The sequence below is a fragment of the Variovorax sp. GW821-FHT09B01 genome, assembly GCF_059418345.1.
Genome location: NZ_JBWKPQ010000007.1, coordinates 265,286 through 291,674, shown reverse-complemented (window position 1 = coordinate 291,674; position 26,389 = coordinate 265,286). Strand labels below are relative to the sequence as shown.

General features: G+C 70.5%; 22 protein-coding genes. 5 read left to right on the top strand and 17 right to left on the bottom strand.

Features of this window, described 5'->3' with window-relative positions; translation table 11 throughout:
• Positions 1-3: 3 nt before the first annotated feature.
• From AC07RV_RS21890 to aspT (AC07RV_RS21870), 5 genes are all read right to left on the bottom strand, one after another.
• Positions 4-1,749 carry a TonB family protein gene (locus tag AC07RV_RS21890; RefSeq protein ID WP_296789342.1) on the bottom strand — a complete coding sequence of 582 codons (1,746 nt, stop codon included), beginning with the start codon at positions 1,747-1,749 and terminating at the stop codon, positions 4-6.
• A gap of 16 nt (positions 1,750-1,765) precedes the next feature.
• On the bottom strand, positions 1,766-3,484 hold the full coding sequence (locus tag AC07RV_RS21885; protein WP_296789344.1) for an Hsp70 family protein: 1,719 nt from the start codon (positions 3,482-3,484) through the stop codon (positions 1,766-1,768).
• A 112-nt stretch (positions 3,485-3,596) separates the two neighbouring features.
• Entirely contained in the window at positions 3,597-5,264 is a 1,668-nt protein-coding gene (locus AC07RV_RS21880; RefSeq protein WP_296789345.1) for a bifunctional aspartate transaminase/aspartate 4-decarboxylase, read from the bottom strand.
• A gap of 55 nt (positions 5,265-5,319) precedes the next feature.
• The gene (gene aspT, locus AC07RV_RS21875) at positions 5,320-7,008 is read right to left on the bottom strand and encodes an aspartate-alanine antiporter (RefSeq protein WP_208508562.1); all 1,689 of its coding nucleotides are present in this window, start codon (positions 7,006-7,008) and stop codon (positions 5,320-5,322) included.
• Positions 7,009-7,034: 26 nt separating this feature from the next.
• Positions 7,035-8,726: an aspartate-alanine antiporter gene (gene aspT / locus AC07RV_RS21870; protein WP_296789346.1), complete on the bottom strand. Its 1,692-nt coding sequence runs from the start codon at positions 8,724-8,726 to the stop codon at positions 7,035-7,037.
• Positions 8,727-9,005: 279 nt separating this feature from the next.
• On the opposite strand from aspT (AC07RV_RS21870), the gene AC07RV_RS21865 reads away from it, so the two are divergent.
• Genes AC07RV_RS21865 through AC07RV_RS21845 form a run of 5 tightly spaced genes read left to right on the top strand, consistent with a single transcriptional unit; the run spans position 9,006 to position 13,812 of the window.
• The gene (locus tag AC07RV_RS21865; protein WP_057593595.1) at positions 9,006-10,007 is read left to right on the top strand and encodes a sugar ABC transporter substrate-binding protein; all 1,002 of its coding nucleotides are present in this window, start codon (positions 9,006-9,008) and stop codon (positions 10,005-10,007) included.
• 26 nt (positions 10,008-10,033) lie between these two features.
• Positions 10,034-10,993, top strand: coding sequence for an ABC transporter permease (locus tag AC07RV_RS21860; RefSeq protein WP_208508560.1), 960 nt, complete (start codon positions 10,034-10,036; stop codon positions 10,991-10,993).
• Entirely contained in the window at positions 10,993-11,790 is a 798-nt protein-coding gene (locus AC07RV_RS21855) for an ATP-binding cassette domain-containing protein (protein WP_093355873.1), read from the top strand. Before AC07RV_RS21860 ends, AC07RV_RS21855 begins: the two co-directional genes overlap by 1 nt.
• Positions 11,783-13,030, top strand: a complete 1,248-nt coding sequence (locus AC07RV_RS21850; RefSeq protein ID WP_296789347.1) for an ROK family transcriptional regulator — start codon at positions 11,783-11,785, stop codon at positions 13,028-13,030. Before AC07RV_RS21855 ends, AC07RV_RS21850 begins: the two co-directional genes overlap by 8 nt.
• A 38-nt stretch (positions 13,031-13,068) precedes the next feature.
• Positions 13,069-13,812: a tRNA-uridine aminocarboxypropyltransferase gene (locus AC07RV_RS21845; protein ID WP_296789348.1), complete on the top strand. Its 744-nt coding sequence runs from the start codon at positions 13,069-13,071 to the stop codon at positions 13,810-13,812.
• On the opposite strand, the gene AC07RV_RS21840 is transcribed toward AC07RV_RS21845, so the two are convergent.
• The 12 genes from AC07RV_RS21840 to AC07RV_RS21785 all read right to left on the bottom strand — a co-directional run bounded on the left by AC07RV_RS21840 (position 13,715) and on the right by AC07RV_RS21785 (position 26,389).
• Positions 13,715-14,629 (bottom strand): ABC transporter permease, encoded by a 915-nt coding sequence (locus AC07RV_RS21840; RefSeq protein WP_296789350.1) that lies wholly within the window; start codon positions 14,627-14,629, stop codon positions 13,715-13,717. The two genes, AC07RV_RS21845 and AC07RV_RS21840, sit on opposite strands and share 98 nt — an antisense overlap.
• 3 nt (positions 14,630-14,632) lie before the next feature.
• Complete coding sequence (locus tag AC07RV_RS21835; protein WP_296789351.1) at positions 14,633-15,667, bottom strand: extracellular solute-binding protein; 1,035 nt, start codon at positions 15,665-15,667, stop codon at positions 14,633-14,635.
• Between the two features lie 37 nt (positions 15,668-15,704).
• Positions 15,705-16,769: an ABC transporter ATP-binding protein gene (locus tag AC07RV_RS21830; RefSeq protein WP_296789352.1), complete on the bottom strand. Its 1,065-nt coding sequence runs from the start codon at positions 16,767-16,769 to the stop codon at positions 15,705-15,707.
• Positions 16,766-17,569, bottom strand: coding sequence for an ABC transporter permease (locus AC07RV_RS21825; protein WP_057593600.1), 804 nt, complete (start codon positions 17,567-17,569; stop codon positions 16,766-16,768). Before AC07RV_RS21825 ends, AC07RV_RS21830 begins: the two co-directional genes overlap by 4 nt.
• Entirely contained in the window at positions 17,566-18,600 is a 1,035-nt protein-coding gene (locus AC07RV_RS21820; RefSeq protein ID WP_296789353.1) for a CobW family GTP-binding protein, read from the bottom strand. Before AC07RV_RS21820 ends, AC07RV_RS21825 begins: the two co-directional genes overlap by 4 nt.
• Complete coding sequence (locus tag AC07RV_RS21815; protein WP_366929037.1) at positions 18,597-20,201, bottom strand: amidohydrolase family protein; 1,605 nt, start codon at positions 20,199-20,201, stop codon at positions 18,597-18,599. Before AC07RV_RS21815 ends, AC07RV_RS21820 begins: the two co-directional genes overlap by 4 nt.
• Before the next feature lie 146 nt (positions 20,202-20,347).
• Positions 20,348-21,241, bottom strand: a complete 894-nt coding sequence (locus AC07RV_RS21810; RefSeq protein ID WP_177239591.1) for a helix-turn-helix domain-containing protein — start codon at positions 21,239-21,241, stop codon at positions 20,348-20,350.
• A gap of 148 nt (positions 21,242-21,389) precedes the next feature.
• Positions 21,390-22,415, bottom strand: coding sequence for a Bug family tripartite tricarboxylate transporter substrate binding protein (locus AC07RV_RS21805; RefSeq protein ID WP_296789354.1), 1,026 nt, complete (start codon positions 22,413-22,415; stop codon positions 21,390-21,392).
• Between the two features lie 70 nt (positions 22,416-22,485).
• Positions 22,486-23,397 (bottom strand): HpcH/HpaI aldolase/citrate lyase family protein, encoded by a 912-nt coding sequence (locus AC07RV_RS21800; RefSeq protein ID WP_296789356.1) that lies wholly within the window; start codon positions 23,395-23,397, stop codon positions 22,486-22,488.
• 27 nt (positions 23,398-23,424) lie between these two features.
• Positions 23,425-24,669, bottom strand: coding sequence for a CaiB/BaiF CoA transferase family protein (locus tag AC07RV_RS21795; protein ID WP_093356086.1), 1,245 nt, complete (start codon positions 24,667-24,669; stop codon positions 23,425-23,427).
• Entirely contained in the window at positions 24,666-25,157 is a 492-nt protein-coding gene (locus AC07RV_RS21790; protein ID WP_203201675.1) for a MaoC family dehydratase, read from the bottom strand. Before AC07RV_RS21790 ends, AC07RV_RS21795 begins: the two co-directional genes overlap by 4 nt.
• Positions 25,154-26,389, bottom strand: a complete 1,236-nt coding sequence (locus tag AC07RV_RS21785) for an acyl-CoA dehydrogenase family protein (protein WP_296789359.1) — start codon at positions 26,387-26,389, stop codon at positions 25,154-25,156. The genes AC07RV_RS21790 and AC07RV_RS21785 overlap by 4 nt, the downstream gene beginning before the upstream one ends.

The following is a 26,389-nucleotide window of genomic DNA, read 5'->3' as shown; positions in this document are numbered from 1 at the left end:
GCCTCATTGCAGCTTCGGCCGCAGCGCCAACACCATCTGGGTCGGCACCTTGCCCTGGTCGTCGAGCGGCATGCGCGCAGTCCGTTGGATCGCGCGAAGGGCGGCGGCATCCCATTCGGGCACGCCGCTCGCCTTCGACAGCCTGGCGGCGGTGATGGCGCCATCGGGCGCGAGGTCCAGCGTGTATTCGACCAGCGGGTTGCCCGCGACCTCCTTGGCGAACAGGATGTGCGGCCGCACCGCCGCGGTCACCCGCTCGCCGTAGCTGCGTGTCCGCGCAGGCGGTTGCGCGTCCGGTGTCACCGTCGTGGCGGCGGCCGCTTCCCGGGGCTTCGCGCCGTCGTCGAGCCTGAAGTGGAACGGCGCCGTGTACCAGGCTGCTACGGTGCGGCCGTCGGCACGACGAAGCGGAATCGCCTGGGCCAGGCGCACCGCGTCGAGCGCCGCCTTGTCGAGGCGGTCGAAACCCGAGCCGCGCAGCACCGTGGCGTCGGCGATCGCACCGGTCGAGTTGACCATGACCCTCAGCACGACCAGGCCCTGTTCGCCGAGGCGCCGCGACATCGGCGGATAGACGACCTGTGGCGGTACCGTGTAGCGGGCCGCCGGTGGATCGGGCTCGAGCGCGGGACGCGGCGTGCCCGGGATGGCATTCGCGCCGGTGCCTCCGCTGATGGCTGCCTGCAGCGTGCGCGCGCGGGCGGCCGCGTGCTCGGCGCTCGGGTCCTGCGGCAGCGCCGACAGCGAGGGTGTCGGTGCCGGCGCCGAGACCGCGGGCGGGGCGGTGGCCGTGCGTTCGTTGCCCGACTGCACGAGCGCCTTCAGCACCGCGAACACCAGCACGCCCACGAAGAAGATCGCGAACCACACCGTCAGCCGCGATGCGCTGATCGAGCCGCTGTGCGCGCTCGCGGCCGAGGGATGGCTCTGGAGCGTGCCGCGCGAGAGTTTCGCTTCGCGCTCGCGCCAGGCCTCGATGTTCGAGATGTCCATTGTCAGCCGCAGCCAGGTCGGATAGGTGGCGGCCGCATGCATCACCCGCCCCAGGCCCAGCGCCAGCGCCTGCGGTCCGGGATCGGCGGTGCGGCGCAGCAGCTCGAGGTAGTGCCGTTGCGCATCGCGGTCGTCGGGCGCCTGCTGCCCCTGCGCATCCTGCTCGACGATCGCGCGGTCCACCACCTGCCCGGCCTGTCCCAGCCGCAGCAGCCGCGCCGAGTCGGCGCGCCAATCGAAGAAAACGAGCGCGGCCTCGAACAGGTGCTCGTGGCCGGGCCGCCAGCCGCAGGCCAGCAGGTGGGCGATGTTGGCCTCGAACAGGAAGCGCGCGTCCATGTCGAGCAGGCGCGGGTCCTCGAGCGTGTGTTCGAGCAGCGCGGTGGCTTCGGGGACGCTGCGCAGCGGCGCCTGCTGCAGCCGGGTGTCGAGCGCGACGAGGATGTCGCGCACGGGGTCGGGATGCTGTTCGGCGGGGGCCGGGGGCGGCGCCGGTTCGGGGGCGGCCTCGACCACGGCTTCGGGCGGGGAGGGCGGCGGGGGCGGCGCTTGCGCCGCCTCGGCCTCCTGCACGTCCCGCGCCTGCCGCGCCCAGTGCAACGCGGCCTCGTAGGCCTCGCGCAACTGCTGGAACTGCAGCGGCTGCGCCGCCTGGTCGATCTGCTTGAGCTGCACCGCATAGGCGCGCCGCACGGCGCGCTCGTCGGCATCGGCGCGCAGGCCGAGCTCGAGCAGGAAGCCGGGGACCTCGGTCATGGTCGTCGCCCCCGTCTCAATCGGCCAGCGGGCCGTCGCGCTCGATCTGCTCCAACTGCTCCTGGAACTGGCGCTGCATCGCCGCGATCTGCCGCTTGTCCTGCAGCGCCAGCACGCGTTCGAATTCGGCGATACGGATGCCCAGCCACTCGCGCACGTCGCCGCGCAGCTGCTGGTAGATGCGCTCGGCGCGCGCCAGCAGGGTGCGGTTCTCGATGCGGTCGCGCGGATGGATCTTGAGCGCGCTCAGCGCCGCCAGCCGCTCCTTGATCTCGGCCTCGCTCAGCAGGCCCGGGTTGCCCTCGATCAGCAGGCTGAAGGTCTCTTGCGTCTTCTGCACCGTGGCCTCGACCTGCAGCAGACCGTTGACGTCGTAGGTGAAGCGCACCTCGACCGCGGCATCGCCCGGGGATGCTCCCGCGCCCAGGCTCGGCAGCGGCACGTGCAGGGTGCCCAGGTGCACGTTGTCGCGCACCATGCGCGACTCGCCCTGGAACACGTGCAGGTCGACCGAGGTCTGGCTGCCCGAGTTGGGCACGTAGCTCTTCGAGCGGCTCACGGGCACCGTGCTGTTGCGCTCGATGATCGGGTCGAAGTGTCCGTGCGTCACCGTGGTCTCGCTGAGCCAGCGGCTGACCGCCACGCCCAGCGAGTAGGGCGCCACGTCGGTCATCACCACTTCCTTGAGCGCCGCGTCGCGCGCCTTCAGGCCGGCCTGCACCGCCGCGCCGAGTGCCACCACCTCGTCGGGATTGAAGTCGATCGAGGGAAAGCGGCCGAACATGGTGGTGGCCAGGCGCCGCACCACCGGCATGCGGGTGGCGCCGCCGGCCAGCACCACCGCGTCGAGCTCGCCGGCGCGCAGGTTGGCGTCGCGCAGCGCGCGCTCGACGGGCGCGCGCAGCCGCTTGAGCAACGTGGCGCAGGCCTGCTCGAGCGTGCCTTCGTCGAGCGCCAGCCGGTGCTGCGCCGCCTCGTGCGCGACCACGATCTCGGCCGTCGGCTGGGTGCTCAGCGCGCGCTTGGCCGCCTCGGTCTGCGCGGCCAGGCGCTGCATGAAGTGGGCGTCGGCGCGCAGGCTGGCCGGCAGCTTGTTGCGTTCGAAGAAGAGCGCGATCAGCGCCTCGACGAAGTCCTCGCCGCCCAGGAAGTTGTCGCCCGCCGAGGCGCGCACCTCCATCACGCCCTCGAACATCTCGAGGATCGACACGTCGAAGGTGCCGCCGCCGAGGTCGAACACCAGGAAGCGGGTTTCGGCACGCATGTCGTGCATGCCGTAGGCCAGCGCGGCGGCCGTCGGCTCGTTGAGCAGCCGCTCGACCTTCAGGCCCGCGAGCTCGCCCGCGGCGCGCGTGGCCTTGCGCTGGGCATCGGAGAAGTAGGCCGGCACGGTGATCACCGCCTCGGTGACCGGCTCGCCGAGCATCGCCTCGGCATCGGCCTTGAGCGAGCGCAGCACCAGCGCCGACAGTTCCTCGGGCCGGAACTCGCGCTTGCCCAGCCGCATCGTCTTGTTGCTGCCCATGTAGCGCTTGAACACCGCGGCCGTGCGCTCGGGATGCGTCTGCAGCCGCTCGCGCGCCGCCTTGCCGACCAGCACCGAATCGTCCTCGTCGATGCTGACGCACGACGGCGTCAGGTACTCGCCGAGCCCGTTGGGCACCAGCACGGAAGCGCCATCCCGCCACACCGCCGCCAGGCTGTTGGTGGTGCCCAGGTCAATTCCAACGATCATTCTTCTCGCCCCTTCGCGGGTCCCTCTTTTGTTGCCCTCCATCGTATGCGAAGGGCGTGTGGACCGGATGTCCGCGAAGGGGCGCGGGCCGCGCGGGCGGCCCGCCGGGGGGCTACTTCTTCTTGCCGCCCTTGGCCGCCTTCTGCGGCTTGACCACCACCGCCGACACCGCCGGATCGCTGCTGCGCCTGGCCTTGCCCGACTGCTTCTCGAAGCGCGCGAAGTACTCCGACGCCAGCTTGCGCAGCGAGCGCCCGATGTTGGCGTAGTCGTACTCGTTGAGGTTGGCCAGCGAGACCCGGCCCGAGGCGTGTTTGCCGCCGAAGCCGCGGCCCGGCAGCAGCACGATGCCGGTCTCCTCGGCGATGCGGAACAGCGCCTCGTTGGGCTGCAGCTGGGTCACGATCCAGTCGCCGAAGCGCTCGCCGTGCATCTGGGTGGCGATCTCCTGCAGGTCGAGCAGGTGGTAGTAGCTGACCGAGTTCGGGTCGGCCGACAGCGGCAGCCCGAGTTCGCGGTAGAGCGCTTCCTTGCGCCGCTTCACGATGCGCTTCATCGCGTGCTTGTAGGCCTCGGGTTCGTCCATCAGGCAGAACAGCGAGAACATCACCATCTGCGCCTGCACCGGCGTCGACAGGCCGGCCGTGTGGTTGAGCGCCACGGTACGGCTGTCGGCCACCAGCCGGTCGATGAACTTGAGCCGGCGCGGCTCGGTGGTGATCGAGCTGTAGCGCGCGTCGAGTTCCTTCAGCGCCGCCTCGGGCAGGGCCGCGATCTGGTGGTCGAGCACGTTGTCCTCGTGCGTGGCCACCACGCCCATGCGCCAGCCGGTGGCACCGAAGTACTTCGAGAACGAATACACGAGGATGGTGTTGCGCGGGCAGATCGCGAACAGCGAGCGGAAGTCGTCGGCGAAGGTGCCGTAGACGTCGTCGGTGAGGATGATCAGGTCGGGCCGCTGCTTGACGATGTCGGCGATGTAGCCGAGCACCTCGTCGCTGATCTTCACCGAGGGCGGGTTGCTCGGGTTGCACAGGAAGAAGGCCTTGACCTTCGGGTCGAGCAGCTTCTGCAGCTCCTTCTTCGTGTACTGCCAGCCGTTCTCGGACGGCGCGTCGATCAGCGCCTCGATCAGCTGGTAGTCGTTGAGGTGCGGGATCTCGATGTAGGGCGTGAAGATCGGCATGCCCAGCGCGATGGTGTCGCCGGGCTTGAGCAGGTTGTTCTCGCGCAGGCTGTTGAACAGGTAGGTCATGGCGGCGGTGCCGCCTTCCACCGCGTACATGTCGAACCTGCCGACGAAGGGATGGGTGCCGATCATCTCCTTGTGGATGTACTGGCCCACGATGATTTCGCTCAGCCGCAGCATGCGGTCGGGCACCGGGTAGTTGCAGCCCAGGATCGCCTCGCACATCTCGTAGATGAAGTCGCCGGCCGACAGGCCGAGCTGGTCGCGCACGTACGACACCGCCGCCTCGATGAAGCGCACGCCGGGCCGGCCCGCGTTGGCCTTGGTGAAGATCTCGAAGCGCGCCTCGATGCCCTCGCGCTGCGGGAAGCCGCCCACGCCCTCCATGTAGACGAAGGAGCGCTCGCTCTCGGTCATGGCGAATTCGCCGAACGCGAAGAAGCCGTGGCGCGGCGTGGTCGCGAGGAAGTTCGGATTGCCGCGCCCCGCGTTGAGCATCAGGCGGTCGCCCTGGCTGGCCACTTGGATCAGCGCATCCTTGAGTTCGAAGGGGCTCAGGCCGCTGAGTTTTTTCACGTCGCCGAAATCCATGGAAAGGCTCCTTGGTTGTGAGGAAGGCAGGAAAGGAAGAAGAGGGAGGGCGTGCTCAGACCAGCGCGACGATCAGCGGCCCGAGCAGCGTGAGGAACACGTTGGCCAGCGCGTAGGTGATCGCGAAGGGCACGGTGGGAATGGCGTTCTCGGCCTTGTCGAGCACCTCGCCGAAGGCCGGGTTGGCGCTGCGCGAGCCGCTGAGCGCGCCCGCGAAGATCGCGGTGTTGGCATAGCGCAGCACGTAGCGGCCGAACAGCATCGTGAGGATCATCGGCACGATGGTCACGACCACGCCCACGCCGAAGATCGTGAGCCCGTGCTGCTTGACGGTCTGCACCGCCTGCAAGCCCGACGACAGCCCCACCACCACCACGAAGCCGGCCAGGCCCAGGTCCTTGAGCAGTTGCACCGCGCTGGGCGGCAGCGCGCCGAAGGTCTGGCGCCGCGCGCGGTACCAGCCGAACAGCAGGCCCGAGAGCAGGGCGCCGCCGCCGGCACCGAGCGTGAGCGGAATGCTGCCGATCTTCGCGCTCAGCAGGCCCACCAGCAGGCCGACCACCAGGCCCGCGCCGAGGTAGACGAAGTCGGTCTTGGCGCTCGGCACGATCACGTCGCCCACGATCGCGGCCACGCGCTTGACGTCCTGCTCGGCGCCGAAGATCGTGACCACGTCGCCGGCCTGCACCACGGTGTCGGGCTGCATCGGCAGCACTTGGCCCATGCGGCTCAACTGCACCACGAAGATGCCGTGGCGCACGCCGCCCGCGGTGGCCTCGCGGATCTGCGCCACGGTCTTGCGCTCGAAGTCCTTGTTGGTCAGCACGATGTCGCGCTTGTGCATGGTGAGTTCCATGCCCTCGACCGCGTAGACCTCCTTGCCCAGCAGCGGCGCGCTCGCCACCACCGCGTCGCGCCGGCCCACGGCCAGCACGATGTCGCCGCGGCGCAGCGCGAGCGTGGGGCTGACCTCGACGAAGCGGCCGTCGCGCTTCACGCGCTCGATGGTGATGGTGGTGGCCGGGTCGGCGTTCTCGATGTCGGCCACGGTGCGCTGCGGATCGGCCGTGAGCTCGTAGATGCGGCCCACCAGCGAGGGCGCGGCTTCCTCCTGGTCGGCGCCCAGCACCTTCACGCCGGCCTGCATCGCGGTCTCGGCCGCGATCGCGTCGTCGCGGATGGTGCGGCCCATGAACTTGGGCAGCAGGTTGACGCAGACGATGATCGCGCCGAAGGAGCCGAAGACGTAGGTCACGGCATAGCCGATCGCCACGTTGGCCTGCAGCCGCGCGGTCTCGGCCGCGTCGAGGCCGAGCTTGGCGATCGCGTCGCCGGCCGTGCCGATGATGGCCGATTGCGTGAGGCCGCCGGCCGCCACGCCGGCCGCCAGGCCCTTGTCGAGTCCGAACCACTTGGCCATGACCACCACCGTGGCCAGGCCGGTGGCCGCCATCACCGCGGCCAGGATGATCTCCTTGATCGATTGCCGCCCCAGCGAGCTGAAGAACTGCGGCCCGCTCTCGAAGCCCACCGCGTAGATGAAGAGCGCGAACAGCACGGCCTTCACGCCGGCGTCGACCTGCACGCCGACCTGGCTCACGATCACCGCCACCAGCAGCGAGCCGGCCACGCCGCCGAGCTGGAACTTGCCGAACTTGATCTTGCCGATCCAGTAGCCGACCGCCAGCGAGAGAAAGAGCGCCATCTCGGGCGACTTCTTGAATGTTTCGTGCAGCCATTCCATGCGTCAGCTCCTTCCAGGTTTCAGATTCATTTCGCCGCGTGCTGCACCAGCCCGGCCAGCGCGACGATCAGCGGTCCCATCAGCGGCAGCACCACGTTCGAGATCGCATAGGTGATGGTGTAGCCCAGCAGCGGCGTGGCATTGCCGGCCGCGTTCTGCACCGCGCTGAGGGCCGGCGTGCTGCACTGCTGGCCCGCGATCGCGCCCAGCAGCACCGGTGCCTCGAGCTTGAGCAGCCGGTGGCCGATGAACAGCGACAGGCTCGCCGGCACCACCGCCACGGCCACGCCGACCAGCGGCAGCGCCACGCCGAATTTCTTGATCAGCGCCAGCGCCTGCGGTCCCGAGGCCAGGCCGACGCAGGCGATGAAGGTGGCCAGGCCCAGGTCCTTCATCAGCGCCAGCGCATCGGGCGGCACGCTGAGCCGGTGCGGGTTCTTCGCCTGGTACCAGCCGAAGGCCAGGCCGGTGAGCAGCGCGCCGCCGCCGGTGCCGAGCGAGAACGGGATGCCGCCGAGCTTGACGCTGAAGCCGCCGATGAAGACGCCCAGCAGGATGCCCGCGGCGGCGAAGCCGATGTTGCTGCGCGTCGAGGCCAGCACCCGGTCGCCGGCCAGCGGCAGCGCGCGCGCCACCTCGTCGACCGGGCCGTAGAACTGGAGCACGTCGCCGCGCGCGAGCCGCAGGTCGCCCAGCAGCGGCATCGCATGGCGGTCGCGCGCCAGGCCCGTGACCTGCACCGAGGGCGGCAGCGCCGCGGCCAGTTCGCGCAGCTCGCGGCCGAACCACTCGCGCCGGTTCAGCACCGCCTCGGTGGTCTCGACCACTGCGTCGAAGGCCGTGGTGTCGGCGAACTCGCGGCCCAGCAGCTCGGCCACGTTGACCAGCGCCGCGCGGCGGCCGATGGCCAGCACCCGGTCGTGGGCGCGCAGCCGCAGCGCGGGCTCCACCGCCAGGCTCTGGCCGGCGCGCAGCACGCGCTCGATGTGGGCCTGGCCGCCGAGGATCGTGGCCAGCTCGCCGATCGAGCGGCCGCGTCCCGTCGTCACCTCGAACACGCGGCCGACCATCTCGGGCACGGCGCTCGCGGCGCCGGGATCGTCGCTGCCGCCGCCCATGGTCTTCCACAGGCGGTCGGCCTCGGCACGCAGATCCACGCGCAGCAGCAGCGGAAACACCTGGCTCGTGAAGACCACGATCGCGATCAGCCCGAACACGTAGGTGATGGAGTAGGCCGTGACCACGTTGGCCTGCAGCTGCTGCATGTCCGCCGCGGGCAGGCCGAGCTTGGAGATCGCGTCGGTGGCCGTGCCCACCACCGCCGACTCGGTGGCCGCGCCGGCCATCAGCCCGGCGGCCGTGCCCTGGTCGAGCGACAGCAGCACGGTGGCGCCCAGCACCAGCGCGAGCACCGCCACCACCTCGACCAGGCACAGGAGGCCCAGGCGCAGGCCCTTGGCGTCGAGGTTGGCGAAGAACTGCGGGCCGCCCGCATAGCCGAGCGCGAAGATGAAGAGCATGAAGAACACGTTCTTCACGCTGTCGTCGACCCGGATGCCGAGCTGGCCGACCACCAGCGCGGCGATCAGGGTGCCGCAGATGCCGCCGAGCTGGATCGGTCCGAAGCGGATGGCGCCGACGGCATGGCCGATGGCGAGCACGAGGAACAGCGCGATTTCGGGCTGGGTTCTCAGCAGTTCGACGACCTCGCCACTCACGCGTGCTTGACCTCCAGATGCTGAGTCATTCTGTCGGTAATGCGAGTAAATGCAAGTAACTGTTTCGTTTGACAGGCGTCCAAATCCTGGGCGGCGAGCCGAATCCTTGACGTTTCCTGTGCGGGTTTTCGATAACTAAATCATCTTGATTTAGTCCTTTCCTTCGCCGATAGTCCGCTGGCGCCCGGCCCGGCGACGCCCTCCGCATGGCGAGCCGGCCGGATTCCGAGAACCAACAGGGCGGTCCGATCCAGCCGCCCGCCCAAGGAGAGACAACCCATGCCCCGCATCCGCTGCATCCTGGCCCTGGCGGCCGCGTCCGTCGCCGCATCCACCGCCTTCGCCGCCGGCGAACCCGTGATCGGCCTCGTCACCAAGACCGAGACCAACCCCTTCTTCGTGAAGATGAAGGAAGGCGCGCAGGAAGAGGCCAAGAAGCTCGGCGCCAAGCTGCTGTCGGGCGCGGGCAAGGCCGACGGCGACAACGCGGGCCAGATCACGGCGATGGAGAACATGATCGCGGCCGGCGCCAAGACCATCCTGATCACGCCGAGCGACGCCAAGGCCATCGTGCCGGCGATCAAGAAGGCGCGCGACAAGGGGATCATGGTGATCGCGCTCGACAGCCCGGCCGATCCGCCCGAGGCCACCGACGCGCTGTTCGCCACCAACAACTACACGGCCGGCGTGCTGATCGGCGAATACGCCAAGGCCGCGATGGCCGGCAAGACGCCGAAGATCGTCGCGCTCGACCTGCTGCCGGGCCACCCGGTGGGCGCGCAGCGCCACAACGGCTTCATGAAGGGCTTCGGGCTGCCAGCCAACGACGCCAAGTCGAACGAGCTCTCGAAGGCGCCCGAGATCGTTTGCATGGCCGACAGCTTCGGCGACCAGGCCAAGGCCCAGACCGTGATGGAGAACTGCCTGCAGAAGGCGCCCGACGTGAACCTGGTCTACACCATCAACGAGCCCGCCGCGGCCGGTGCCTACAACGCGCTCAAGCGCGCGGGCAAGGAGAAGGGCGTGCTGATCGTCTCGGTCGACGGCGGCTGCCAGGGCATCAAGGACACCAACGCCGGCATCATCGCCGCGACCTCGCAGCAGTACCCGCTGAAGATGGCCGCGATGGGCGTGGCCGCGGGCGTGGAGTTCGCGAAGACCGGCAAGAAGGCCTCGGGCTACGTCGACACCGGCGTGACCCTGATCGCGGGCAAGAGCGTGGCCGGCGTCGAGAGCAAGGACACCAAGACCGGCGCCGAGCTGTGCTGGGGCAAGAAGTAAGCAGACAGCCCCAGGGAGGCACATCGATGGCGAAATCCGCAACGCACCACATCCCGTGGGGCGCCCTCGGGCCGTGGCTGGCCCTGCTGGGTGCCTGCATCTTCTTCGCGACCCAGTCCGACCGCTTTCTCACCGGCGGCAACCTCTCGCTGATCCTGCAGCAGGTGATGGTGGTCGGCGTGATCGCGATCGGCCAGACGCTGATCATCCTCACGGCCGGCATCGACCTGTCGTGCGGCATGGTGATGGCGCTGGGCGGCATCATCATGACCAAGTTCGCCACCGAGCTCGGCCTGCCGGTGCCGGTGGCCATCCTCTGCGGCATCGGCGTGACCACGCTGTTCGGCCTGCTCAACGGCCTGCTGGTCACGCGCATCAAGCTGCCGCCCTTCATCGTGACGCTGGGCACGCTGAACATCGCGTTCGCGATCACGCAGCTGTATTCGTCCTCGCAGACCATCACCGACCTGCCGGCCGGCCTCACGGGCCTGGGCACCACCTTCACCATCGGCAGCGCCGAGGTGGCGTGGGGCTCGGTGCTGATGGTGGCGCTCTACGGCCTCGCCTGGTTCGTGCTGCGCGAGACCGGCGCCGGCCGCCACATCTACGCGGTGGGCAACAACGCCGAGGCCACGCGGCTGGTCGGCATCCCGACGCAGCGCGTGCTGCTGGGCGTGTACGTGGCCGCGGGCGTGCTCTACGGCATCGCCTCGCTGCTGTCGGTGGCGCGCACCGGCGTGGGCGACCCGAACGCGGGCCAGACCGAGAACCTCGATGCCATCACGGCCGTGGTGCTGGGCGGCACCAGCCTGTTCGGCGGGCGCGGCATCGTGCTCGGCTCGCTGATCGGCGTGCTGATCGTGGGCGTGTTCCGCAACGGGCTCACGCTGATGGGCGTGTCGTCGATCTACCAGGTGCTGGTGACGGGCGTGCTCGTGATCCTCGCGGTGGCGGCCGACCAGCTCTCGCGCAAGGGGGCCCGCTGATGAACGCCGTGACGAACCCGAAGGTGGTGATGCAGGCCCAGGGCCTGGTGAAGCGCTACGGCCAGGTCACCGCGCTCGACGGTGTCGACTTCGAGCTGCGCGAGGGCGAGATCCTCGCGGTGATCGGCGACAACGGCGCGGGCAAGTCCTCGCTGATCAAGGCGCTGTCGGGCGCGATCGTGCCCGACGAGGGCCAGATCCTGCTCGACGGCCAGCCGGTGCAGTTCCGCAATCCGCTCGATGCGCGGCGGGCCGGCATCGAGACCGTCTACCAGGACCTGGCCGTCGCGCCCGCGATGACCATCTACGAGAACCTGTTCCTCGGCCGCGAGCTGCGCCGCTCCGGCTTCCTCGGCAACGTGCTGCGCATGCTCGACAAGAAGAAGATGCTGCTGGAGAGCGCGGCCCGCATGGCGGACCTCAAGGTCGGCATCCAGTCGATGACGCAGGCGGTCGAGACCCTCTCGGGCGGCCAGCGCCAGTGCGTGGCGGTGGCGCGCAGCGCGGCCTTCGCGCGCCACGTGGTCATCATGGACGAGCCCACCGCCGCGCTCGGCGTGAAGGAGGGCAACATGGTGCTCGAGCTGATCCGCCGCGTGCGCGACCGCGGCCTGCCCGTGGTGCTGATCAGCCACAACATGCCGCACGTGTTCGAGGTCGCCGACCGCATCCACGTCGCGCGCCTGGGCAAGCGCGCCGCCGTGCTCGATCCGAAGAAGATCAGCATGAGCGACACCGTGGCCGTGATGACCGGCGCCATGCTGCCGAGCGCCTTGCCCGCGGAGGCGCATGCCTGATGCCGCGCCCGCCGCGCGCATGCCCGACCTGCTGCGCCCGCGCGGCTCCAACCAGGTCGGCATGCGCCAGTTCAACGAGCGCACCGTGCTGCAGGCGCTGCGCGTGCACGGCAGCCTGCCCAAGGCCGACCTCGCGCGCCTCACCGGCCTGAGCGCGCAGACCATCGGGCTGATCACCGCGCGGCTCGAGGAGGACGGCCTCATCGTCAAGCAGAGCCGCGTGCGCGGCCGCATCGGCCAGCCCTCGGTGCCGCTCGCGCTCAACCCCGACGGCGCCTTCGCGATCGGCGTCAAGGTCGGCCGGCGCGGCGCCGAATGGCTGCTGATCGACTTCACGGCCCAGGTGCGCGAGCGCCATGCGATGGCCTACGACTTTCCCGATGCCGAAGCGCTGCTGCCCGCGATCGCGCAGCACACCCACCGGTTGCGCGATGGCCTCGGACCCTTGGCCGCGCGCACCGTCGGCGTGGGGCTCGCCGCGCCCTTCCTGCTCGGCGGCTGGCACCGCACGCTCGGGCTGTCGAAGGCGCAGTCCGACCTGTGGAACGGCATGGACCTGGGCGCCGAGGTGCGCCAGCGCACCGACCTGCCGGTGATCTTCGCGCGCGACACCGTCGCGGCCTGCGTGGCCGAGCTGGTGAGCGGGCGCGGCCACGACCTCAAGAGCTTTCTCTACGTGTTCGTCGACACCTTCGTCGGCGGCGGCCTGGTGCTCAACTCGCACCTGCACGGCGGCGCGCACGGCAATGCCGGCGCGCTCGCCTCGCTGCCGATGCAGCGCGTGCGCGGCGCCCAGCGTGATGGCGATGGCGATGCCGACGCGGCGCCGCCGCAGCTGATCGCCGAGGCCTCGCTGTGGGAGCTCGAGCAGCGGCTGCAGCGCGAGGGCGTCGACCCCGACGCGGCCTACGACGAGCGCGCGCTGCAGCCGCCGTTCGCCGACGCCACCGCGGCCTGGCTCGCCTCGGCCGCCGAGGCGCTGGCCCATGCGATCGCGAGCGGCACCGCGATGCTCGACCTGGCCGACGTGGTGATGGACGGCTCGATGTCGCGCCCGCTGCAGCAGGCGCTGCTCGAGGCCACGCGCGCCGCGCTCGACGGCTGCAACTGGGAGGGCCTGTGGCGCCCGCAGCTGCATGGCGGCCGCGTCGGCGCGCAGGCCTGTGCGCTGGGCGGCGCGATGCTGCCGCTGCACGCCAACTTCGCGCCCGATCACGACGTGTTCCTCAAGGCCGGTTGAAGACCGGCCGGCATGCGGGCATGCCCGAGAATCGGCGCATGCCCCACGCCGTCTCCCTGCTGCGCGCCGAACGCCTCGCGCGCAGCGTCAAACCCTTCCTGGCCCGTGGCGGCTTCAAGCGCGAACGCTGCGCCGGCTGCCGGCTCGCGCCCAGCCATTGCCTGTGCGCGCTGCGGCCCTCGATGGCCACGCGCGCGGGCGTCTGCCTGATCATGGGCGACATCGAGGCGCTCAAGCCCAGCAACACCGGCTGGCTGATCGCCGACGTGGTCGAGGACACCTTCGCCTTCGGCTGGTCGCGCACCGAGGCCGATCCCGCGCTGCTGGCCCTGCTGGCCGATCCGCAATGGCAGCCGTACGTGGTGTTTCCGGGGCAGTACGCCGTGCCGGGGCGGGTAGTGGAGACCGTCGCGCCGCCCGAGGCCTCGCAGGGCCGCCCCGCGAAGCGCCCGCTGTTCGTGCTGCTCGACGGCACCTGGGCCGAGGGGCGCAAGATGTTCCGGCGCAGCGCCTACCTCGCGCAACTGCCGGTGCTGAGCCCGGTGCTCGCGCGCAGCACGCAGTACCGGCTGCGCCAGTCGGGCCGCGACGACCACCTCTGCACCAGCGAGGTCGCGAGCCTGTGCATGGAACTGGCCGGCGACGCGCTGGCCGCGCAGATCCTCGACGCCTACCTCGCGGTCTTCACCCACCACTACCTGCAGGCGAAGAACCAGTCGCCGATCGATGCGCAGGGCGAGGCGCATCGGCGCCTGCGGGCGTTGTCGGCCTTGCGGGCCTGAGGCCGGCCTGCAGCGCCATCCCGATCCCGAGCACCGCGACCAGCGTCACCGCCAGCAGCATGAAGGCCAGCGCCGCGCCGAAGGGCCAGTTGTTGAGCCCCACGAACTGCTGGTAGATCTCGGGCGTCATCATGCGAAAGCGCGGCCCGCCGATCAGCACCGGCGTGGCATAGGCGTTCATGCAGAGGATGAACACCAGCGACATGCCCGCGATCACGCCCGGCATGGCCTGCGGCAGCACCACGCGGCGAAAGGCGGTGAAGGGGCGCGCGCCGAGGTTGGCCGCGGCCTCCTCGACGTTGCGCGGAATGCCCTCGATCACGCTGGCCAGCGTCATCACCATCAGCGGCAGCACGATCGTGACCATCACGCCCACCACCGCGGGCTGGTGGAACATCAGCTGCAGCGGCTCGCGCGCCAATCCGCTCCATTGCGCCAGCGCATTGAACAGCCCGCTGTTGCCCAGCAGCGCCATCCAGCCGGCCGAGCGCACCACGTTGCCCACCATCAGCGGCAGGATGGTGGCGAGCGTGAGCCACATCTTCCAGCGCCGCGGCATGCGCGCCAGCGTGTAGCCCGCGGGCAGGCCGAGCAGCAGGGCGATGCCCGTGGTCAGCGCGGCCACCTTCAGCGTCACCCCCAGCACCTCGCGAAAGTACGGGTCGGCGAACAGCTGCACGTAGTTGCGCGCCGTGAAGGCCTCGACCATCAGCTCGGTCGGCGTGTAGAGGTTGAGCGAATAGCGCAGCAGCATCGCCATCGGCGCCACCATCAGCGCCAGCACGATCGCGATGGCGGGCAGGGTCAAAAGGCGCATCGCTCAGGCTGCCTTGAAGTCGCGCGACCAGTACTGCTGCAGCGCCGGCATGGCCTGCGCGAAGTAGCCGAAATCGGGCACCTTGAAGCGCGACTGCTCCTCGGGCGTGAAGGCGATCTGCGCGGCCAGCTCGGGCGGCAGCTTCGCATTGGTGACGGTGGGCACGTAGCCCATGCGCTCGGCGAAGGCCGACTGCGCGCCGGCATCGAGCATGGCGTTCAGGTAGGCGAAGGCGTTGTCCTTCTGCTGGCTGTTCTTGGGCACCGAGGCGGTGAAGGTGGTCGGCACGATGCCCTCGGCCGGCACGGCCGCCGCCACGCTCACGCCGGCGCGCCGCCACTGGTGGACGCGGGCGCGCCAGGCCAGGGTGATCCAGATGTCCTCGGCCTTGAGCGCCTGCGCCACCGCCTCGTTGGTGGCGAAGATCTTGGGCGCCAGCGCCTTCATCTCGCCGAGCTTGGCCATGCCGGGCGCGAGGTCGCCCAGCGTGCCGCCGGCCGCGAGCGAGGCCGCGGCGATGTTGTAGGGGAACAGGATGTCGGCGAAGCCGACGCGGCCCTTGTACTTCGGGTCCCAGAGATCGGCGAGCGACTTCGGCGCCGCCTTGATCTTCGCGGGGTTGTAGGCGATGACCAGGCCCGAGTAGATGTGCGGCAGGGCCTGCGGCTGGCGCAGCGCGGCGATGGCGTTCTTCGCGTTCGGCACGTTGGCCTCGGTCAGCGTCTCGAACAGGCCCAGCTGCGCGAGGCCGCTGGCCTCGAAGTCGACCATCGACACCACGTCGAGGCTGCCGCGGCGGCCGTTGCGCTCGGCCAGCAGCTTGGCCTTGCGCGGCGGACCGTCGTCCACGCTCTGCACCGCCTCGATGCCCAGCGGCTTGAGCAGCGGCTGCTCGACATGCTTGCCGAGCAGGTCGCCATAGTCGCCGCCCCAGGTGGCGACGACGACGCGGCCGCCGACGGCGGCCAGGGCGGGGCGGGCCGTGGCCAGCGGCAGCGAGGCTGCGGCCAGCAGCAGGGAACGGCGTGTGGAATGCATGGACATGATCGGAGTGGAGAGAGAGGGAAAGGGAAGCTCAGGAAGCCGTGGCATCCGCGGGCAGGGGCAGCGCGTGTTCCGCCGACCACTGCAGGCTCACGCGCTCGCCGATCGTGGGAGCGCCCCGTGCCGGCACGCTGGGCTGCGCGACCGAGACCGGGCCGACCTCGGTCTCGAAGTGCCATTCGGTCGTGCCGCCCAGGTAGGTGCCGAGCTTCACGCGCGCGGGCAGGCCGGGCGCGCCGGCCTCGGCGATGCGGATGCGGTCGGGCCGCACCATCAGCGCGAGCTCGCCGGTCGCGCGCGGCGGCGTCGCCGCGGCGGCGCAGGGCAGCAGCTGCGCGCCCGCGCGGAAAGCACCGGGCGCCTCGAGCCGTCCCGGTACCAGGTTGCAGCGCCCGATGAAGTTGGCGACGAACTGGTCGACCGGCTGCTCGTACACCTGCTGCGGCGTGCCGACCTGCCGCACCCGGCCATGGTCCATCACGGCCAGCCGGTCGGCGGTGGTGAGCGCCTCTTCCTGGTCGTGCGTCACCAGCAGCGTGGTGAGGCCCAGGCGCTGCTGCAGCGCGCGGATCTCGAGCCGCACCTCGGTGCGCAGCCGCGCGTCGAGGTTCGACATCGGCTCGTCGAGCAGGAACACCGCGGGCCGCACCACCAGTGCGCGCGCCAGCGCCACGCGCTGCTGCTGGCCGCCCGAGAGCGCGGCGGGCCGGCGCTCGGCCAGGTGCTCGAGCTGCACCAGCCGCAGCGCTTCCTTCACGCGCGCGGCCTGCTCGGCGCGCGGCACCTTGCGCATCTGCAGCCCGAAGGCCACGTTCTCGGCCACGCTCATGTGCATGAACAGCGCATAGCCCTGGAACACCATGCCGGTGTCGCGCGCATGCGGCGGCGCATGCGTCACGTCGCGGTCGCCGAACAGGATCCGGCCCGCGCTCGGCGGCACGAAGCCGGCCACCATGCGCAGCGTGGTGCTCTTGCCGCAGCCCGAGGGGCCGAGCAGCGCGAGCAGTTCGCCCTGGGCCACGCGCAGGTCGAGATGGCGCACCGCGACCGTGCGGTCGTAGGTGCACTGGAGGTTGTCGAGATGGAGATGGCTCAAGAGGTCACCCGGGACAGACTGACGAAACGATCGGCGACCAGCAGCAGCACGGCGATCAGCACGGTCTGCACCGTGCCGACCGCGGCCAGCGTCGGGTCCATGTTGAAGTTGAGGTAGCTCAGCATTTCCACTGGCAGGGTGGCGTACCCGGGGCCCGTGAGCATCATCGTCATCTCGAGGTTCTCGAAGCTGGCGATGAAGCTGAACACCGCCGCGGCCACGATGCCGGCGCGCATCGAAGGCAGCGTGACGCGCAGGAACACCGTGAGCGGGCGCGCGCCCAGGTTGGCCGCGGCTTCCTCGGGCGCGCGGCCCAGGCCCTGCAGGCTGGCCGAGACCAGGCGCACGGTCCACGGAATCGCCAGCAGCGCATGCGCGGCGATCAGGCCCGGCAGCGTGGCGACGATCTGCAGGTCGATGGCGTTGTCCACGCGCACGAAGAACACGTAGATGCCGGTGCCCAGCACCACGCCCGGAAAGGCCAGCGGCGACAGCAGCAGCGCCGACAGCGCGCGCCGGCCGCGGAACCGGCCGCGCTCGATCGCATAGGCCGCCGCCGTGCCGGTGCCCACGCCGAGCAGCGCCGAGATCGCCGCCAGCTGCAGCGACAGCACGAAGCTGCTCGCGAACTGCGGCTTGCTCCAGGCATTGGCGTACCAGTGCAGCGAATAGCCCTCGGGCGGGAAGCTCATGATCGGCTGCGCGAACACGCTGAGCCAGGCCACGGTGACCAGCGGCAGCAGCATCGCGGCATAGGTGGCGCCCACCAGCAGCCGGCGCGCGACGGTGGTGGGCCTCATGCGCAGCTTTCCTCGAGCACGGCCGACAGCGGCCGGCCGATCGCATTCGGCCGCGTGGCCGCATGCACGGTCAGCGGCAGCGAGGGCAGCAGCTCGCGCAGTTCGTCGAGTCGCATGCCGCGCACGATCACGACCAGGAAGGAACCGTTCGCCGTGCCGGCGAACGGCAGTAGCGGGGCGAACAGCGTGCCCACGCACTGCACCAGCAGCGGCAGCCGCTCGCCGCGCACCGCGACCACGCCCTTGACGCGCAGCAGCCGCTCGCCGCACAGGCCCGCGAGGTTGTCGAGCCATTCGGCGAGCGCGTCGCGTGCCACCGGCGCGGCGAAGCGGCACAGCGCGGTGCGGATGTCGCTGTGCGCGGGCACGTCGTCCGACACGGCCAGTTCGGGCATCGGCGAGCGCGCGGCCGGCGCTGCGAGCGCGGCCAGTGCGCGCGCTCCCGCCGTCGGCTCGGCCACCAGTTCGGCCAGCGGATTGACCCGCGCGAGCAGCGCGCGCGCCGCCTCGGTCGCGCCCGCGGGCGCAAGGTCCTGCCGTGTCAGCACGATGCGCTGCGCGCCCGCGATCTGCGCGGCCGCCTCGGGCAGCGCCAGCAGGGACTCGCCGCGCACGCAGTCGAAGGTGGCGACCACCTGCGCGCGCAGGTGCGCGGCCAGCGGACCGAGGCTGCGCAGCACGGGGCCGGGCCGCGCGAGGCCGGTGGTCTCGAGCACGATGCGCGCGAGCGGCGGCAGGCCGCGCGTCTCGCGCTCCTCGATCAGCGCCGCGATGGTGCCCGGCAGGTCGCCGCCCATCGCGCAGCACACGCAGCCGTTGCTCAGCAAGGCCATCGGCACCTTGGCGGCGGTGGCGGCGAGCACCGCGCCGTCGAGGTCGACCTCGCCGATCTCGTTGACGATCACGGCCGTGTCGGCCGCCTGCGGCAGCCGCAGGTAGCTCGACAGCAGCGTGGTCTTGCCGCTGCCGAGGAAGCCGGTGAGCACGCTCAGTTCGATCGGCACCGGGAGGAAGTCGCTCGCCGGATTCATGCCGTGGCCGCCTCGGCGCGGTTGGCCGCGACCATCGCGCGCACGTCGGCCAGCAGCTCGGCCGTGTCGTAGCAGATGCCGCCCGCGATGGTGCGGCTCAGGCCGCGCTGCCACTCCACGCGCCGGCTGTCGTCGTTCAGGCGCATCGCGCCGGTGCCGTAGAGCAGCTTGAAGTCCTCGAGCGGATTCTGGTCGTGCACCAGCAGGTCGGCGCGCTTGCCGACCTCGAGGCTGCCGCAGTCGGCCTCGATGCCCAGCAGGTGCGCGCCCTCGAGCGAGGCGGCGCGGATCACCTCGAGCGGATGGAAGCCGGCCTCCTGCAGCATCTCGAGCTCGCGCACGAAGCCGAAGCCGAACAGCTGGAAGATGAAGCCCGAGTCGCTGCCCGCGCAGACGCGGCCGCCGCGGTTCTTGTACTCGTTGATGAAGCGCATCCAGAGCCGGTAGTTCTCCTTCCACTCGATCTCGTTCTTCGTCGACCAGCGGTACCAGTACGAGCCGTGGCCGCCGCGGTAGGGCTGGAAGTTGTCCCAGTAGGCCTGCCAGGTGTAGTCGTCGTGCCAGTCGGCGCGGCGCGTGCGCATCAGGTCGCGGTTGGCGTCGTAGATGCCGAAGGTGGGCACGAAGGCGAAGCCGAGCTCGAGGAAACGGTCCATCGCGTTGCGCCAGGTGGCGCTGCCGGGCTGCGCGGCCTGGCCGAAGGTCTGGCCCGCGACCGAGAAGCGGAAGTACTCGTCGCCGTAGTCGTAGTCGGCCGGGTAGTTCTGCACCACGCGCTCCTCGAACAGCGCCTCGGGCAGGCCGTAGTAGTGCTCGGCGCTGGTCAGGCCCCACTGCGCGGTGGTCAGCGCGTTCATGCGCGTCACGGCCATCTGCGCATGGTGGCAGCCGCTGCGCAGGCCCAGGCTCGCGCACTCGGCCAGCGCGGCCTGCATGAGGGCCGGCGGCGCGCCGAAGAACTTCACGCCGTCGGCGCCGCGCGCCTTGAGCCGGCCCAGCCAGTCGCGCGCCTGCGCCGGCGTGTGCAGGGTCTTGAGGATGTCGTTGACGGCCGGGAAGTAGGCGTGCGCGAGGATGCGCGGCGCCGCGATGGTGCCGGCGGCCGCGCGCTCGCGCTGGTCCAGGGTCCAGCCCAGGCCGTTGAAGCAGCCCATCTCGCGCACCGTGGTCACGCCATGCGCCAGCCACAGCTTGTAGACGTAGTCGGCCGGCGGCGCATCGCGGCTCACGAAGGGCGAGCCGATGTGGGCATGGGCATCGACGAAGCCCGGCGTGACGAACTTGCCGTGGCAGTCGATCTCGTGTTGGCCCGCGGCCGGCCGCCCGGCCGGATCGATGGCGAGGCGCGGCGCACCCACGCTGCGCATCTCGACGATGCGGTCGCGCTCGATCACGATGTCCACTGGCCCCCAGGGCGGCGCGCCGGTGCCGTCGATCACGGTGGCGCCGCGCAGCACCAGGCGCTCGAACGGTCCTTCGCCGCGGTCGCGCCGCGTGGCGCGCGCCTTCTCGGTGCCGCCGCGCAGCCGGAGTCCGGCCGCGATCTCGTCGCCGGCCTCGACGCCCGGCATGCTGTCCTGCATCGCAGTTGCTGCTGTCACTCGAATCTCCTCGAACATCACCCGGAGAAGCCGGATGGCGAGGGCGATTCTTTCGAGCGAGGGGGCAGGCCGTCTCGGTCAATCCTGCGCGGCGGACAGCATGTTCTTGCTGCCGGGCCGGCGGGAGTGCGCGGTGGCGCGGTCCGCTACTGGCGCCGGGCCTGCCGGTAGACCTGCGGCGTCATGCCCTCGGTGCGGCGGAACAGCCGCGCGAGATGGCTGGAGTCGGAGAAGCCGCAGTCCATGGCGATCTGCAGGATGTTCTTGTCCGAGAAGGCCAGGTCGGCCTTGGCCAGCCGCAGCCGCGCCGCCACCAGGTGCGCGTGCGGCGTGAGCCCGTAGCGCTGCTTGAAGCGGCGCGCGAAATGGAATTCGCTCATCTCGGCCAGGCGCGCGAGCCGCGCCACGCTCAGCGGCTCGTGCGGATGGCGCTCCACGTGGTCGAAGGCCGCCTGCAGGCCTTCGTGCGCCGGCGGCGCCTCGGCATGGACCACGCGCCCGTAGCTGCGCAGCAGGTGCGCCACCAGCGACTGCGCGATGCCATCGGCATACATGCGCCCGGCCGCGCCGTCGGCATCGAGCGCCGCCACGAGTTGCGCGCCGAGCAGGCGGCCCACGCGGTCGTCGCGGTACAGCGGGCCGTCGCGCGGCTCGAAGTCCTCGAAGTCGATGCCGAAGCGGCGCGCGGTCGCGCGCAATTCGCCGAGCGAGAAATGGATGTGCAGCAGGTCGAAGGGGCTGGGCGATTCGAAGCCCGTGCGCTCGATGGTGCGCGAGTCGATCAGCCGCACGCTGCCGCCTTCGATCGGGCCGTCCCAGATCACCGTGTCGTCCACGCGCGAGCAGGCGTCCATCGGCAGCAGCACCATCGAGAACATCATGAAGTCCTGCGAGGTCTCGATGTCGAACTGGAAGGGCCCGGCCGTCTTGCGCGTCCAGCGCAGCACCGACACCCCGGTGGACGGCAGGTTCATCAGCGCACCGGCGCTGCGCAGGCCCCACAGGTCTTCCATGTCGTTGAGGTCGCGCAGGGGCAGCATGAGGTGCGTTCGGGAAGGGGGCGGCGAGCGCCGAGGCAGTCGAAAGTGCGCGAATTCTCATGCATTTTCCGGGCCAGTCACCGGGGGGTAATCCCGGTCCGGCCGCTGCCCGCGGCGTTTCCTTCCGCCTCCCGCGCAGCGCGCGCGGCTACTGCGCCTGCAGCCCGAGCTCCCTCGTCATCGCCTGGTAGGTGGGCCAGGTGCGCTGGATGAAGCGCTGCAGCTCGGCGCCCGTCAGCGGCGCTTCCTCCACGCCGAGCTGCGCCAGCACGTTCTTGACGGCCTCCGACCTGGACGCCGATTCGCGGCAGGCATCGGCGACACGGCGCACCACGTCGGCCGGAAGACCCGCGGGGCCCAGGATCATGTTGCACTCGGTGAGGTTCTCGAACGCGGCTCCGGTGAAGCCTTCGTCGGCCCAGGTCGGAATGCCGGGCAGCAGCTTCTCCGAGCGCCCGCCCGAGATCACCAGCACCGGCCGGAAGCTGCCTTTCTGGATCCCGGGGCCCAGGCCCGCCAGCGAGCCCGCGCCGATGTCGATGTTGCCCGCCATCAGGTCGAACACCATCGGGCCCGTGCCCTTGTAGTTCACGATGTCGAACCTGGCGCCGGTCTGCTTGGCGAGCTGGGTCATCATGATCTGCCAGCCCGAGCCGATGCCGTAGTTGCCCACCGACACCGGCCGCTGGCGCGCGAGCGCGAGCAGTTCCTTGAAGTTCTTCACCGCCAGGTCCTTCTTCACCACCATCGGCGACACGCCGGTGCTGAAGGCCGCGATCGGCACCAGGTCCTTCGAGGTGTCGAGCGGCACCTTCTTGAGCATCACCGGTGCCTGCGCGAGCTGGCTGTGCAGCGTGATGAGCAGGGTGTAGCCGTCCGCGGGGGAGCGCGCCACGTTGTCCGCCGCGATCATGCCGATGCCGCCGGGCTTGTTCTCCACCACCACCGCCTGGCCCAGGCTCGAGGTCATGTATTCGGCCACCGCGCGCGCGGTGGCGTCGTTGGACGAGCCGGGCGCCTGCGCGGCCACCAGCCGCACCGGCTTGGTGGGCCAGTCCTGCGCGAAGGCCAGCCGCGGCAGTGCGCCGGTGCCCAGCGCCAGGCCGGCCGCGAGCAGTTGCCGTCGGCGGGCGGCATCCAGGGGCAGGGACGGTTCGATCTTGTCTCGTTGCATTGCTTTGTCTCCTTCGGGTCGCTTCAGGTGACGCGGCTGCCGGCGGCAGCGCGTCCACGGGCACGCGCGCCTACATGCCGATGCGGTCGGCCCGCTCGACCAGGTTGCGCACGATGCGCACCGACGCGATGTCGATCATCTTTCCGTCGTACTGCACGGCGCCGAGGCCCTGCGCGAGGGCCTGGTCGTAGGCCTGGATCATGTCGCGCGCGCGCGCCACGTCGGCGGCCGGCGGCGAGAAGGCTTCCTGCGCGAGCGCGACCTGCGAGGGATGGATGGCCCACTTGCCGACCATGCCGAGGATCATCGAGCGCCGGCATTCCTCGCGGAAGGCGTCGGGGTCCCTGAAGTCGGCGAAGGGGCCGTCGACGGCATCGATGCGGTGCGCGCGCGCGGCAATGGTCAGCTTGTGGCGCTGGTAGTGCCAGATGTCGCCGGGGTAGCCGCTGGCGCCGCCGATGTCGCGCAGCGAGATGCCCTGGCTCGCCGAGTAGTCGCCCATGCCGAAGATCAGGCATTCGAGCCGCGGCGTGGAGGCCGCGATCTCCTCGACCCGCATCATGGCCTCGACCTCCTCGATCAGCACGTCGATGCCGATGCGCTTCTTCAAGCCCAGCTTCTTCTCCATCATCGACAGCAGCTTGTCGACGAACTGCACGTCGGCCGCGCTCATCGCCTTGGGCAGCATGATCACGTCGAGGTTATCGCGCGCGCCCTCGACCACCTCGATGATGTCCTCGTAGGCGTACTCGGTCGTCAGGTCGTTGATGCGCACGCAGCGCGTGGTGCGGCCCCAGTCGAGGCCGTTGAGCGCGTGCACGATCTTCGCGCGCGCGGGGCGTTTCTCCGACGGCGCGACCGCATCCTCGAGATCGAGGAAGACGAAGTCGACGCCCATTCCCGCGGCTTTCTGCATCATCTTCTCGCTCGAGCCGGGCACGGACAGCTGGCAGCGGCGCAGTCTCTGGGGTCGTTCTTGCATGGAACTCGTTTCCTTCAGGCAGTGGTTTCAGTGGATGACGTGGTCGGCGCGCAGCGCCGCGATCTCGGCCGGCGCGAAGCCGAAGCCCTGGAGCACCGCGTCGCTGTGCTCGCCGGTGAGCGGCGCGCGCCGGTGCACGCCGCCGGGCGTGTCGCTCATGTGGACGGGCGTGCCGGCCACGGTCAGCGCGCGCGCGGCGCCCGGCTGCTCGGTCTCCACCAGCATCCCGCGCGCGCGGAAATGCGCGTCCTCGAAGATGTCCTGCGCATCGAACACCGGGCCGAACGGAATCTCCGCGCCGAGCAGCGACGACAGCTCGGCCTTGGTGTGGCGCGCGGTCCATTCGCCGACCAGGGCCTCGACCTCGGCGCGGTGCGCCATGCGCGCCTCGTTGCTCGCGTAGCGCGGATCGCTCGCGAGCTCGGGCCGGCCCATGCGCTGCACCAGCGGCACCCAGAAGCGGTCGTTGGGCACGCCGAGGCTCACGTGGCCGTCTTTCGCGGGGAACAGTCCGAAGGGACACAGCAGCGGGTGACCGTTGCCCTCGGGGCCCGGCGACTCGTGCGAGGCGCTGTACTGGTAGACCAGCCGCTCGCAGATCGCCAGCACCGCATCGACCATCGACACGTCGACGAACTGGCCGCGCCCGGTGCGCTGCGCGCGCCAGCACGCCGAGGCGATGCCGAAGGCGAGGAAGGTCGCGGGCACCAGGTCGCCGACGCCCGGGCCGATCTTGGTCGGCGCACCCGCGGGCACCGGGCCGGTGATGCCCATGATGCCGCCCATCGCCTGCGCGACCGGGTCGTAGGCCGGCCAGTCGGCGTAGGGGCTCCGGCCGCTGCGCGGGTCGCCGAAGCCGCGCATCGCGGCATACACCAGGCGCGGGTTCTCGGCGATCAGCGCCTCGTAGCCCAGGCCCAGCCGTTCCATCACGCCGCAGCGGTAGTTCTCGACCAGCACGTCGGCGCCGCGCACCATGCGCAGCAGCGCGGCCTTGCCGGCGGGCTGCTTGAGGTCGAGCGCGAGCGACTGCTTGTTGCGGTTGATCGAGGCGAAGTAGCCACCGAAGCCGCCTTCGGCGATGGTCAGCGCGCCGGGCAGGTGCGGGCCGGTCCGGCGCGTGGGGTCGCCGCCGGGCGGCTCGATCTTCACCACGCGCGCGCCCTGGTCGGCCAGCATCATGGTGGCGTAGGGGCCGGCCAGCATGCGCGTGAGGTCGAGCACGACCAGGCCGTCGAGCGCGCCGGTGGCGGCGGGGGCAGCCTGCGTCACCGGCCCGCCCAATGGCTCTTGCGCTTGAGCAGCACGGTGCGCTCGGCCTCGACGCAGAGCTTGTCGTCCTGGTTCAGGCCGTAGTGCCGGAAGCGCACGATGCCGGCGTCGTCGCGGTCGGCCGCGCGCGCTTCCAGCACCTCGCTGTAGGCATAGAGCGTGTCGCCATGGAACACCGGGTGCGACAGGCGGATCCTGTCGAGCGCCAGTTCCTGCAGGCATTGCTCGGCCGTGTCCTGGGCCGCGAGCCCGAGCACCATCGACAGGTTGATGCCGCCGAACACCACGCGCTGCGCGAAGATGCCGCGCGCATCCTGCTTCTTCATCGCGTCCTCGTTGAAATGGCCCTCGGCGGTGTTCATCACCAGGTTGGTGAGCAGCACGTTGTCCATCTCGGTCACGGTCTTGCCGCGGTGGTGGCGCAGCAGCAGGCCGACCTCGAAGTCCTCGAAGTAGTTGTCGGCGCTGGTGAGTTCGGCGCTTCTCATGCCGCGCCGCCTTTCTGCGCCACGGCCGCGAAGGCGCGCCCGGCGATCATGGCCTCGACCTCCGACTTGCCCAGCAGGCTGGTCGCGATGATGCGCTGCTGGATCTCCGAGGTGCCCTCGAAGATCTTCGTGAGCCGCGCGTCGCGCCAGTAGCGTTCGACCGGGAACAGCCTGGTGTAGCCCGCGCCGCCGAAGATCTGCATCGCCTCGGAGGTCACGCGCTCGGCCATCTCGGAGGCGAAGTACTTCGCCATCGAGGCTTCCTTGTCGCAGCGCCGGCCGCTGTCGATCTCGCTGCAGACGAAGTGCATGAGCTGGCGCGCCGCCTCGATCTCGGTCGCCATGGTGGCGATCTTGAAGCGGATCGCCTGGTACTCGGCGATCGGCATGCCGAACTGCTTGCGTTCGCCGGCATAGGCGATGGCGTCCTCGAGCGCACCCTGGGCCAGCCCGATGGCACGCGCGGCCGTGTGGGCGCGCGCGCCTTCCAGGCCCTTGGTCATCAGGTGGAAGGCCTTGCCTTCCTCGCCGATCAGGCAGTCCGCCGGCACGCGCAGGCCGTCGAGCGCGAGCTCGAAGGTCTTCCAGCCGAAGTAGCCGATCTTGGGGATCGGCGCGCCGGTCATGCCCTTCGGAAAGCTGCCGCGCTCCTTCTCGATCAGGAAGCAGGAGATGCCGAGCCAGCGCTTGTCGGCGTTGGGCGGCGGCGCGGTGCGCGCAAACAGCGTGATGTAGTCGGCGCCGTCCGCGAAGGTGCACCAGTACTTGTTGCCGGTGATCACCCACTCGTCGCCGTCGCGCACCGCGCGGCACGAGATCGAGGCCAGGTCGGAGCCGGTGTCGGGCTCGGACAGCGCGCTGGCGTTGAGGAACTCGCCGCGCACCACGCGCGGCAAGTACCTGGCGCGCATCTCCTCGGGCATGGCGGCCTTGATCCAGCCGCCCTGGGCGCGCGCGACGATCGAGGCGACCGACATCCAGCCGCGCGCCAGTTCCTCGCAGATCAGGCAGTACTCGAAATAGCCGAGACCGAGGCCTCCGTACTGCTCGGGAATCATGATCCCGAAGTAGCCCATGTCGGCGATCTTCTGGCGCAGTTCCATCGGGATCTCGCCCTCCGGGCCGTCGAGCCTGTTGGCGACCGGCAGCACCTCCTTCATCGTGAATTCGCGCGCCGCGTCGCGGATCATGCGACGCTCTTGCGTCATGTAGCCCAGACCATCTTCCGACAT

Coding starts and splice junctions, on each gene's coding strand:
- AC07RV_RS21890 (WP_296789342.1), bottom strand. CDS start 1,749: ATGACCGAGGTCCCCGGCTTCCTGCTCGAGCTCGGCCTGCGCGCCGAT.
- AC07RV_RS21885 (WP_296789344.1), bottom strand. CDS start 3,484: ATGATCGTTGGAATTGACCTGGGCACCACCAACAGCCTGGCGGCGGTG.
- AC07RV_RS21880 (WP_296789345.1), bottom strand. CDS start 5,264: ATGGATTTCGGCGACGTGAAAAAACTCAGCGGCCTGAGCCCCTTCGAA.
- aspT (WP_208508562.1), bottom strand. CDS start 7,008: ATGGAATGGCTGCACGAAACATTCAAGAAGTCGCCCGAGATGGCGCTC.
- AC07RV_RS21865 (WP_057593595.1), top strand. CDS start 9,006: ATGCCCCGCATCCGCTGCATCCTGGCCCTGGCGGCCGCGTCCGTCGCC.
- AC07RV_RS21860 (WP_208508560.1), top strand. CDS start 10,034: ATGGCGAAATCCGCAACGCACCACATCCCGTGGGGCGCCCTCGGGCCG.
- AC07RV_RS21855 (WP_093355873.1), top strand. CDS start 10,993: ATGAACGCCGTGACGAACCCGAAGGTGGTGATGCAGGCCCAGGGCCTG.
- AC07RV_RS21850 (WP_296789347.1), top strand. CDS start 11,783: ATGCCTGATGCCGCGCCCGCCGCGCGCATGCCCGACCTGCTGCGCCCG.
- AC07RV_RS21845 (WP_296789348.1), top strand. CDS start 13,069: ATGCCCCACGCCGTCTCCCTGCTGCGCGCCGAACGCCTCGCGCGCAGC.
- AC07RV_RS21840 (WP_296789350.1), bottom strand. CDS start 14,629: ATGCGCCTTTTGACCCTGCCCGCCATCGCGATCGTGCTGGCGCTGATG.
- AC07RV_RS21835 (WP_296789351.1), bottom strand. CDS start 15,667: ATGCATTCCACACGCCGTTCCCTGCTGCTGGCCGCAGCCTCGCTGCCG.
- AC07RV_RS21825 (WP_057593600.1), bottom strand. CDS start 17,569: ATGAGGCCCACCACCGTCGCGCGCCGGCTGCTGGTGGGCGCCACCTAT.
- AC07RV_RS21820 (WP_296789353.1), bottom strand. CDS start 18,600: ATGAATCCGGCGAGCGACTTCCTCCCGGTGCCGATCGAACTGAGCGTG.
- AC07RV_RS21810 (WP_177239591.1), bottom strand. CDS start 21,241: ATGCTGCCCCTGCGCGACCTCAACGACATGGAAGACCTGTGGGGCCTG.
- AC07RV_RS21805 (WP_296789354.1), bottom strand. CDS start 22,415: ATGCAACGAGACAAGATCGAACCGTCCCTGCCCCTGGATGCCGCCCGC.
- AC07RV_RS21800 (WP_296789356.1), bottom strand. CDS start 23,397: ATGCAAGAACGACCCCAGAGACTGCGCCGCTGCCAGCTGTCCGTGCCC.
- AC07RV_RS21790 (WP_203201675.1), bottom strand. CDS start 25,157: ATGAGAAGCGCCGAACTCACCAGCGCCGACAACTACTTCGAGGACTTC.
- AC07RV_RS21785 (WP_296789359.1), bottom strand. CDS start 26,389: ATGTCGGAAGATGGTCTGGGCTACATGACGCAAGAGCGTCGCATGATC.